Below are 11,416 nucleotides of genomic sequence, written 5' to 3'. Positions count from 1 at the left end.
TCGGCTCAGCCCTCCTCGATCCCCAGGGCCCTGGCGAGCTCCACCTCGGTGAGCCCGCGCTCGATGGGAAAGAGCGTCCAGCCGTCGGCGCGCAGGCGCTCGGCGGTCTCTCGCTGGTGGTCGAGGTACGCTCCGACGCGCCGGGCGGCCCAGCCGATCTCGACGTCTCCGACCGCCCCCCGCTTCGGCAGGCGCAGCTCGTAGGGGATCTCGGGCACCACGGCGCCCCGGCGGACGACCGCACGCACCGCCTCGCGCGCCCGCTCATCGCCGATCTCGGCGATGCGCTCGTCCACATCATCTGGCAGCGCGCCGCGCCGCCCGTTCACACGCTCGGCGGCGCGGAGCAACCCCCCCACCGAAGGCGCGTGCTCCGGGTAAAGCCGCACAACCGGGGCAGCGGCGTCCTCGATCTGCTCGAAGCTCGTGATGAACGTGCCGGGCAGCGCCTGCAGCAAGTTCCAGGCGCGGAGCAGCTGGCGCCATGCCGTCTGGAACTGCGGCCGCGAGCGCTGCTCCGCCCCGTCCTCCAGCCGGAGCGTGAGCGTCGCCCTCTCGGGCTGCGCGCGAAGCGTGCCGAGCACCTCGCGCGGCACGCTCACGACGAGCATCGCCTCGTTTTCGGCACCCATGACGATCTTCGCGAACGCCGTGTCTCCGCCCGTCGTGGCCTCGGAACGGCTCATATCGAGGCGCTCCGCCGTCCGCACGCGGTGGTGCTGCTGCGCGGCCTCCACGGCCGTGATCTGCTGCCCGCGCAGGTGGATCAACGTCACGACGGCGACCGCCGCGAGTTCCCCCAGCTTCCGGGGTTCCCGGAGGTGCGCCAGCAGCCCGGTGAGCGGATCGCGATCGAGCACGGGGAGCAGCCCCTCGATCCCGAGCTTCTGCGCCAGGATCTTCGCCCGCGCGAGCGTCTCCGCGTCCGGCAGCCAGGGCGGTACGCCCTCGCCGATCGCGCCTGTCTCGTGCTCGTTCAGGTCGCGCCACGTGATCGACCAGGTGAGAAAGCGCCCAGGCCGGACGAGCCCGTGCCGCTTGCGCAGGTCGTCCTCGATGCGAGAACGCGGTTTGTCTGGCTGCACGTGGTAGGCGACACCGTCGGCGAACACCGCCACAGGCAGCACGCCCCTGTCCTGCCCCTCGGGGTAAAATAGCAGGTCAGGCCGGCAGGCGTACTGGGCCGTCGTCTCGTCCACGTCGACCTGCGCTCGCACGAGCCACCGCCGGTCCCCGAGCGAGAGGCGCCAGCGTCCCATGTCGAGCCGCGCGAGGCTCGTCCCGGGCTGCTCGCGCGTCCAGGCGTCGAGTCGGGCGATGAGGCGCCGCTCGAGCTCGCTCTCGAGCACATGCTCCTGGTTCAGTGTGCCCACCCCCGCGGCTTGCTCGAGGCCATCGAAGGCCCCGAGCAGGGCCGTGAGCTCGGCGAGCGCCACCTCGCGGTCGAGCACCACCGCAGCCGGCTCTTCGTCGCGCCGGCTGAGCTCGCGGTAGGCCAGGAGACAGAGATGACAGGCGCGCACCTCACGGTCACGCTGATTGCACGGGCAGCGCAGCAGGGCGTCCCTGGCGCGCTGCAGAACCTGCTGGAGGTTTCTGCCCTTGTCCTGCGCCAGGTCGACGAGCATGCCTGTACCGCCCGGCACGAGATCGAGCACGACCACATAGCGCCGCCTCCCCTCGCCTCCCGGCAGCGGCTCGTCGTAGCTGTCGACCATCAGGAAGTCGGGATCGCCGCCGAAGTGGAGCCGCAGCCCGAGCCGCAGCGCGGCGCGCAGGTTGGGCAGGCGGCGGCTCCACTCGTGCTCGGAGATGGGGACCACGAGCCGCAGCGCTTCGCTTTCCAGCTGGCGGAAGAGGTGCATCTCGCGGATCGATTGCTTCTCTTTCGGCTGCTTGCGCTGCGCGCAACTCGGCCAGTGCGCTGCCCAGCCGGGCGTCGGCTCCGACGGCTGCACCTGCCCACACTCGGCACATACGAGGAACCGCACCTCGGGCAGCATGCGCCCCGCGACGCGCACCGAGTTGGCCTGCGCATCACGCCGGCCGAAGTTGATGCGCCGGAGCGTGATGCGCGGCAGTAGCTCGAACCCCATGCCCTTCGATGGGTTCACCCAGACCGGGCTCGGTGTGCTCCCGGCCGCATCGTAGAAATTGTCCGCCTCGTAGAAGGCTCGCTCGCGGTCCTCTCGCTCGTCCCCCACAAGCGCGTCGCGGTGCCGGGCGTACGCCCGCACGTGCATCATCGGCGCGAGCCACCGCCTCCGGCCCACCTCACCCCAGCCGCTCGCGCCGCACGCAGGGCACGTCGGAGGCGGCGGGTCGGACAGCTTTGCGACCTCCTGCATGTGGTGGCACTCGGAGCAAAGCTGCCACTCCGCCGGTGCTCCCCCATGCCGCAGATCGATGTTCTGCACGACCACCTGTCGGCCGCTCCCGTAGAAGGTGTTAAAGGGCGCGAGCTCCGCGATGGCCGCCGCTGGCGGCCGCACCCATTGACGGTGCTCGGGTTCGGCCACGATGCCGTTCTTCATCCCCTCACGCCGTACGAAGGCGTCGAGCCGCACGCCCGCCTCGGGGAAGGCGAAGTTGGGCAACAGGCTCCGATCGCAGAAAAATCCCCAGAGATCTTGATCGAGAAACGCCTTGAGCTCCGCGAGCGCATAGCGCCGCTCGAAGCCGAGATCGGCGAGCTCCTGCTCGGGGTTCTCGAGCTTCTTTCGCTCCGCCTCGTCTTTCTGGATCTTCTCGATGCGCCCGTCGAGCCGCTTGACTTGCCGGCGCAGCTCCTCGCGGCGCTCGCGGGCGTGCGCAACCTCGGTGGCCAGCCGGCTCTCGATTGGCGAGAGTCCGTCGCCGCCCGGTTCGAAGAAGGCCTCCAGCCGCTTTCGCGATTCGCCTGCTAGCTGGCGAGCAAAGAGCTCCAGGAAGCCCCGGCGGAGCTCCGTCCGCCGCTCGGCGATCGCCTCGAGCGCCGCCTGCGGGAAGCGCGACTCTGCGCTCTCCGCGAGCGCCTCGCGCAGTCTTCCTGGCATCTTGTAACCTTCGCGGGCCAGCCGATCGAAGCAGAACGCCAGCGCCTGTCGTTTCAGCACCTCCGGCGCATCGAGGTAGCACCCCGGGGGGTGGATCGCGCCCGCCATGAGCGCGAGCGGATCCTCGAAATAATAAAGATCGTGCGGGCGGCTCGCCGCGAAACTAAGGATGAGCGCGTTACCCGTCTCGCGCCCTGCGCGCCCGACGCGCTGCACGTAGCTGGCCGGCCCTGGGGGCACCGAGCAGAGCAGCGTCGCCGAGAGATCGCCAATATCGATGCCCATCTCGAGCGTCGGCGTACACGAAAGGAGATTCGGCGAGTTGGGACGCGGCCGCTCCTTGAACTCGATCTCGAGATCCTCCCGCTCCTCGCGCGGCAAGAGGCCCGTGTGTTCGCGCGGCCACACGCGGCCGAGGGCGCCGCGCTCGTAGTAACGCCGGTAGTACGTCGCGGTGCGGCTCGCGTCCTCGGCAACCACCTCGAAGCGCCCCTCGCAGCGGTAGCGCAGGCACGGCGCCCCGATCGGATCCGTTGGCGACTCCGGCACGGCCGAGATCTCGTAACCGCATGCCGCGCACCTTCGCCACGCGTGCGTGCGGCTCACGACGAGCGCTTCGGGATCGAGGCCCCAGACACGATACTTCGGGCCGGACGCCCGCTCGCCGAAGAGGCCTGCCTCGACGAGCACCGGCAGGAGCGCCATACCGACGTCGCGGGCCTCGGGGAGCCCGAGCTCGAGACCGAGCACCCGTCCGATCCAGTCGGTGAACCACGTGCGTCGCTCGGCCGGCTGCACGCTGTCGAAGCGGCGGGGCTTCGGCTCGCTCGTGAGGAAAACGGGCCGCGTCGTGAACCGACCGAACGGCGACAGCAGCGGCGCTTGCTCCTTGCTCAGCATGTAACCGGTTCCGCCGCTCGCCACGTACTTCTCCAAGAACGGGTCGAGGATGCCGCCGCGCAGACGCACGCGCGTCACGAGGCCGGCGATGAGCGCCGCGAAGGCCGCTCTCCCGACGCCGTGGAGCACGCCGAGCCGCTCCGGCAGCGTGACGGCCGCGCGGTCGACGGCGCGCTGGAAGCGGGCGGGGTCCAGCGTCACGGCGAGGCAACCGGACTGCTCCAGTGTGCGCCCGATGCGCGCGGCCACGCCCAGCTCGCGCGCGACCTCCCAGCGCAGGCGTGATGCGACGTCCTCGACGAGCGCCGGCGACGGCACGGGCAGCGGCTCGCCGAACGTCTCGCCCCGCGTCTCCGTCTCGCGCTTCTTCGCCTGGTGCTCGGCGAGCGCGGCTTCCCAGTCGACGTACGCCGCGAGGAACTCGAGATCCTGCGGGAGGAACGCGCCCACGAATGCCACGTCCGGATCCCACCGTCCGGCCGCAAGGCGCGACGGCCAGTGCGCGCGCATGGCCGGCCCGATCGCGGCGAGCGGCATTCCGCCCTCGGGCGGTACCACGGCGAGCATCGCGCTGCGCAGCGCGAAGCGGTACGTGCGGCCACCGAAGAAGCCGGCGCGGTGCGAGGCATCCTGCACGCTATCGCTGAAAGCGAGGAGCTTCCGGTCCGTGTTGAGCGGTGTCGTGAAGAGGTGCCCGACCGCGACGCTCGTGAGGCTGGCGTTCCGCGAAGCTAGAAAGCGCATGGCGTCGTCCGCGCCGCAGGCGGGGCAGCGCTGGCGCCCCCGGCCGGAAGACCCGGCTCGCGCGTCCTGCTGGACATAGACGGCGATGCGTCCCTCGCGCAGCTCCCTGGCCGGGAGCAGCTCGGCGGTCCTCGGATCGAAGACGAGCCTGGGCGGCGCGGTGCCGTCGTCGCCGCGCACGCTCCCGTCTTGATGCACGTAGGCGACGTCGGCGTCGCGCTGGTCCACGGCACGCGCGATGTCCGCGTACTCGAGCGAGACGCGATCGCCTAGCCCCTGGCGCGCAGTGACCCAGCCGGCGTGCCCGCACTCGCGGCAGTACACCATCGGGAGCGCCGCCGTGCCCTCGGGCCCGGGACCGTCGTCGAGCCAGCGGAAGCGCGGCACGTCGCTCACCTCACGCAGGAGCCGCCGCGCCTCGCGTACCCAGAGCTGCACCTGCACCGAGACGAGCGGCACGTGCCGCGACCCGACCTTCCGCTTGGACCAGGAGAGCAGCGTGACCAGGCTCGTCAACGCGCGCTCTGCCTCGGCTGGTGCCCGATCGGCAAGGAGGGCCTCGCCCTGTCGCATCTCGGCAACGATCGCTTCCCACGATGCGAGCCGCTGCGCGGTCACGCGGACGAGCGATCGCGCGAGGGGGTGCCGCAGGACAGCCTCGCCGAGGCGCACCCGGAAGTCGTTACCTGGCGCCGCCGTCGCGACGACGGACGGGAACCAGGCGTGCGCCACCGCGCGGACGTGGGCCTCGGCCTCCTCCTGCGGCTCGGGCTCCAGGGCAGCAAGGCTCGTCGGGAGCATCGCCTCACCCTCCGGTCCGAACGCCTCGAACAGCTGCTCGGCCGAGAGGCGCGACTCGCCGACGAGCGCGTCATCGACGAACGGATGGTCGAAAATCCGCCTCGCGAAGGCCAGCAGCTCGCCCGCTGTGTCGCCGGTGCTGCTCGTGACGGTGGCGCTCGTCCCCACCGGGCAGATCGCGTCGGCCCCGCCGAGCCGCGCGCCCAGCCGCCGCACGAGGCAGGCCACGTCGGTCCCCTGGGCACCGTCGTAGGTGTGCAGCTCGTCGAGCACGAGATACCGCAGGCGGCCCGGGACGTTCTGGGCCCAGAGGCCGGCGTCGCGCGGCCGCTGCAGGAGCAGGTCGAGCATGCGGTAGTTGGTGAGGAGGATGTCGGGCGGGTGCCGGCGCAGGTGGTCGTTGTCGTCGATGACGTGGGACGGTCCCATCTCGCGGTTCCGGCCGTTGCCGCCGACGAACATGCCGATGCGCAGCCGCCCGCGCAGGCGGTCGTCTCCGTGGACGACCGCCGCCATGCGCCGGGCCTGATCGGCAGCGAGGGCGTTCATGGGGTAGAGGACGAGCGCCTTGATGCCCTTCTCTCCGCGGCTCAGGGCGCGAGCGGCGTGATCGAGGATGGGATAGAGAAAGCACTCGGTCTTGCCGGAGCCGGTGCCCGTCGTGACGATCGTCGCCTCGGGTTCGTGACCGGCCCGCGAGGAGAGGCGCTGCCAGGCGAGGAGCTGGTGCAGGTAGGGCCGGTAGGGCGGCCGGATATCGAGAGGGATGGGGGCGTCCTCCGGCGCGAGGGCGAACGGAAGGGCGATGCGCACCCAGGGGCCCTTGAACATGCCGTGCTCGCCCGCGAGGAACGCGAGGAGCGCCTTTTCGAGGTGGCGATCGGCGAGCTGCCAGGTGCTGCGGAGGTAGTCGAGCAGGGTGTCCCGCACCTCGCGGGCGGCAAGCAGCGGGATCATGACGCGGATCTCTTGCCGAGCTTGTCAGCGAAGAAGGCGTACGCGGTGCGCATGTCGGCCTCGCGGTCGCGGATTTCGAAGGGCGGTTCGAGGCCCTGGGTGTCGAAGCCCTTAGGGAGGGGTTTGCCTTCTTTCAGGCAGTGTTGCCAGAGCAGCATCGCCTCGCGATCCAGCCCAACATTCAGGCCTTGGTTTCTCGTGAATGCGATGCGGCCACGCTGATCGTACAGAGTAGTTCTCTCGTATTCGCGAAGCACACCAAATTGCGTCTGATAGATAGTACAGAGCTGTCCGATCGATATGCCCATTTCCAGAGCAGCGAGCGCATCGATTTCGACGAGGGCCCAACGACGCTCAAAATGGTTCCTCAAGGCACAAGCACGATGCCAATGATCCCCGGGCTGCGGCCATGACGCAAGCCGCCGATCACGAATTGACCAAACCGAGCCCCTAATCTGTGGCCACACATCGTTCCACATCGCCGAGTAGTGGGACGTAAGACAGTTCAGCCGCAAGGCGCGCGCAACAAGTGACTCGATCATAGCGCTTCCTTTTGTCGGGATCGGAAGCGAGTATATCGTCCTACCACTCAGGTGAGATTTGCCGGTACATCGCAAAAAAAAGTCGGCCACAATTGATGACCAAAAAGCACTACATTCAACCAGTGTGCGATTGCTTGCAAAACAAACAGAGTGAACAGCGTCAACATGACCAGCCCCAGGAGGCACGATGGCAGGTATCAGCGTCCTCTCACCAGAGATTGCCAACATAGAACGATTAACATGACGATAATAAGCCGTTACTGGCTTACCTCGAAATTTTGGAGCTCGCCTCTCATACTCTTGCGGATGACACGCCGGCACAAATAGCGTCCGCGGGAGATACTCATCATGTATTTTTGTCAGATCGATTACGTCATAGTCACGGTTACTGCGACAATTCTCACGAGGACTTTTCTGAAACGGCGTTCCGATGTGGAAGTGTGATCCACCAACGATCCAGTCTTCGGTTCGCTGAAGCGAAGTCTCCTGGCGCCGAATTGTTCCTCTGGATTGATCGTCTCGCTCATGCCACATGCGTGTTCCCATCGCATGAGGGCGGAGACTCTGAAGCCGTCGCAGTGAGGCGAAAGGCCGGAGCACTTCCAGAACATCTTGACTATGTAGCAACGGAAGGATCGGCGCGTCAAAGGCTCTGCTACTCATCGAAAAGACCGTCGCAAAGAGATCCATCTCCGCACTCGTAACAACAGCGATCCGGTTCCGATGACCTCGAACCTCGAATTGGTTGTCGTCACTCTTTATGCTTGGCACTGCGCCACAACCATCGTGTACCAAAGACCGATCGAAAGTACTCGGATGAAAGAGATTGCACGCATAATCAAAGCGTATGCCACCTTTGACCTGCGCCCTAGAGACCGTCAACGCGAAGGTTACCTGGTTGTCCACATCGGGGAATAGTTGAAACTGGTTCTTGAAGCGCAGAACAATGGAAAGCCGTCGATAAATGGCCCAGCGAAGTCCTTGGCTCAGTGGGTCATCGAAGAGACCGTCCTGATGGACCAGCGCAACCACGCTTTTCGGAGAGCCGATTCGCCATGCCGCAGCAAGAAAGCACTTGTACAAGTTAAGCGAACACCCGATAAGCAGTGGATTGTAGATCGGCGAGCCGATAAATGACTTGTAGCCGCGCACATGCCCAACGTCTCCCAGGTACAACCAGAGTCTAACAGAGCTCGTGAGCAGGGCCGACCGGCGCTGCTCCACCTCGATTGCACTGCAATTGTCTAGAACAAGGCGTGCATCCAGCTCGCTCAGAACGCCTGTCTCATCAAAGCTGAGCTGCATCCACGGCGGGTTTCCCACCAACAAGTCAAATCCGCAACATTCGACAAACACCTCAGGAAACGCCAGATCCCAGTGCAGCGGCCGCAGTCGCGCACACGCCTCCTCCGCCGCGGTCCACAAATTCGCCGCGTCTTTTGGCTTCTCCTCAACCTCGTCGTCATCATCGGTCTTCGGCCAGATCGAGATCTGCTTTTTGCCTTCCGGGGCCCGGGTCTCAACCGCCAGCAACTCCTCTAGCGCCCGCAGCCACCCCTCCCGCGTCGGCAGCAAATCTGCGTGCTCAATGGGAAATGCCCACAGCGCCGCCCAGAGGTCCATCACCTGCTTGAGCCACGCGTACGCGCTCCCCGGAACCCGGATCGCCTTGAGTCGCCTCTCGCGATCCTCGATCGACGGCAACCCGCGAGGCGCCACGTCCTGTCCCCACACCGAGGGCGTCGGCGTTACATCGGCGAGCGCCTGCATGCGCGCCTCCACATACTCGCGGTAGAGCTTGTCGACGCGGTTGGAGAGCTCCTGCAGCCGCCCGATATCCCGCGCGTTCCACGGCTCCTCGACCGACTTCCGCCACTCCTTGAGGCGCCGCACCGCCTCCGGCGCTAGCTCGGCCACCACCTTATCCCCCTCGAAGGGCGACATCCCCGCGTCCGGCACCAGGAAGTGCCAGACGCTGCCCACCGGCCGCTCTCCCGCGACCACAGCCTTCGCCTCCACCTTGCGCGGCGGTCGCCGATGGTGGCGCGGCAGCTTCAGCTCGGCGGCAAGCTTCTTCAGCGCCTTCCCTACCTCCTTGCGCTGCGCCTCGGCCTGCTGTGCCTCGTTCTCCTCGGCGCTGTCACCCTCGCTGCCCTCGTCCTCGCCCTCGGCCGGCACCCCCGCCAGGCGCCTCGCCCGCTCCACCCGCGCCCGCACCTCGGCGACTGCCTCCGCGTACCGCGGCTCGTGCGCGGCGAGCACCCGTTCGAGCTCGCCCTCGAGATCCCCCTTGTCCCCCGTCTTCTTGAGCACCGTCGAGACCGCCTTGGCCAGCGCCTCATCGGTATCGAAGTCGTCCGCGGCCCAGACCTCGAGCCGCGCCCCGACGAGGCTATTTCCCACCGCGAGCCGCGCCCCGAACCACGGTGTCCGCTGCCCCTTGTGCAGCGTCGCGAGCCAGAGCGACACGCCCGCGAGCTTCGCCGCCATGGGGTTTAGGTCGACGCCGTAGCAGCGCGCCTCGGCCAGGTACGTCTTCACCCGCTGCTTCTCGAGGGCGTACTCGGCCGGCGGCACCCGGCGGCCCAGCTCCTGCTGCCGCCGCTCCAGGTACGCATCCGCGAGCTGGTCGATGGCCTCGACGAGGAACGCGCCGCTGCCCATCGCGGGCTCGCAGATGTTGAGCTCGAGGATGTCGCTCGCGCTCTTCCCCTCTAGGAGCTCGCGGAGCGCGTACTTGACCAGGCAGCGCGTCAGCACCTCGGGCGTGTAGTACGAAGCGCTCGACTCACGGTCGCGGCCGGCCAGCCGGTAGATGAACGTCCCCGGCTCATATTTGCGGTGCCGCTTCTGCCCGCCCTCCTCGAACAGCAGCTCTTCCTCGCGGTAGCGCACGATGTCGCGCTCGGGGACGAACCACGCCTGCTGCGTCGCGTCCTGCGCTTTCTCCCCCGCGCGATGGACCTCGTAGAGCGTCTCGCGCGCAAAGAACCCGGTATACGAGAGCAGCCCCTCGTAGACCGCGCCGAGCTGGTTGATACCGAGCTGCGCGTAGCTGATACGCCCGCGGCCCCAAGAACGACCACCCCTGGCCCGCCGCGCCTCGGGCGTGAGGCTGAGCAGCCGGACGACCTTCTGCAGCACCTCGTTCCGGAAGCGCACCTTGGAAAGGCGCGGCGTCGACCGCTCGTCGAACAACGGGCTCTTCAGGCCGTCGATCAGGAACCCGCGCTCGTCGATGCCCTCGCGCGCGCCCGCGCTCGCGAGCGGGAGCTGCCCGCTCCCCGCGTAGCCGTCGTTCACCAGCCTGAAGAGGGTGCGCAGGCTCTCATCAAAGAAGAACCCATAACGCGTCTCGGGGCCGAGATTGACCTGCTCGAGATCGCGGAGCGCCTCGAGGCTGTAGCCGAGCGCGTACTCGGGGCTATTCATCGGCAGAACGCCCAGCTCCCCGGCACGCGCCTCGACGTAGAAGAGGACGAGGAGGCGGTAGAGATAGACGAGGCACTCCTCGGTCAGCTCGCGCGCCACGCGCTCGCCGTGAATGGCCTTCTTCGCCACCGTGCGCTGGTAGTACACCCACTCGTTGGCGATGAGCTCCACGGCCTCGCGCGCCGCGTACTTGAGATCGGCGCTGACGCCCTGCGCGTGGCGGTGCGATTTCTCGTCGAGGCTATCGTGCAGGAGCGCGCCGCCATCGGGAACGAGGCTCTCCCGGCAGAGGAGCGCGGCGGTCAGGCGCAGCGCGCCCGCGTCCCTGCGACCGAGCAGCTCGGAGAGGTCGAAGCGGAGGTACTGCCCGCGGCCCCAGCGCGGCCGCTCGGCGAGGAGGAGCTCGGCGCCAGCGACAAGGACGATCCAGCGCGGCGGCCTCTCCCGCGCGAACGCAGCCGCCATCACGTCTCCGAGCGTGTCCTCGCGCGCGGGTGCCTTGAGGCCCTCGCTGTACGCGCTCGCGGGGAGTGGCGCGATCCACGGCACGTCGAGCAGCGCCTCATCCTCGGCCCGGAAGCGCCCCTCCAGAACGACGAGGTAGGGTTCGCCATGCCGCTCGACGACATGAAGCGCCGGCGCCGCGCGCCCGTCGTCCAGCGGAAAGAACGCTCCGCTCTGGTACGAGAAGCCCAGGGCCTCGGCCACCTGTACCTGGAATCGTCGTCCGTCTCCGGTACCCAGCTCGTACAGCGCGCGGGCGCGCTGGTCCCGGATGCGAGCGGTCTGCGCGTCGGCGGCGACGGGCGATGGGTGAAGGCGCGCCTCGCCGAGCAGGCGAAGCAGGTCGCGCCCGAGCGCCGTGAGCGCCTTCTGCACCTTCTCGACAGCCAGCGCCAGATTCGCGGTCTGGTCCGCAAGGTCCTTCTCGAGGAGCTCGGTGAAGTAATGCTGGCTGAAGAACTCGCCAACGTTGTCGATACCGGTGAGATCTGCTGCCATGGC

2 protein-coding genes are annotated in these 11,416 nt (G+C 67.9%); both read right to left on the bottom strand.

Going from position 1 to position 11,416, the window contains the following annotated elements:
• Positions 1–5: 5 nt before the first annotated feature.
• A complete protein-coding gene (locus WMF24_RS16335; protein ID WP_437737336.1) occupies positions 6–6,437 on the bottom strand; it encodes a DEAD/DEAH box helicase in 6,432 nt (2,143 codons plus the stop codon).
• A complete protein-coding gene (locus WMF24_RS16330) occupies positions 6,434–11,413 on the bottom strand; it encodes an N-6 DNA methylase (protein ID WP_437737335.1) in 4,980 nt (1,659 codons plus the stop codon). The genes WMF24_RS16335 and WMF24_RS16330 overlap by 4 nt, the downstream gene beginning before the upstream one ends.
• Positions 11,414–11,416 lie beyond the last annotated feature (3 nt).

The sequence above is a fragment of the Sorangium sp. So ce1335 genome (genome assembly GCF_051521615.1).
Classification (GTDB): Bacteria; Myxococcota_A; Polyangia; order Polyangiales; family Polyangiaceae; genus Sorangium.
The sequence above is the reverse complement of the archived record's forward strand: the minus strand, read 5'-3'. Positions and strand labels throughout refer to the sequence as shown.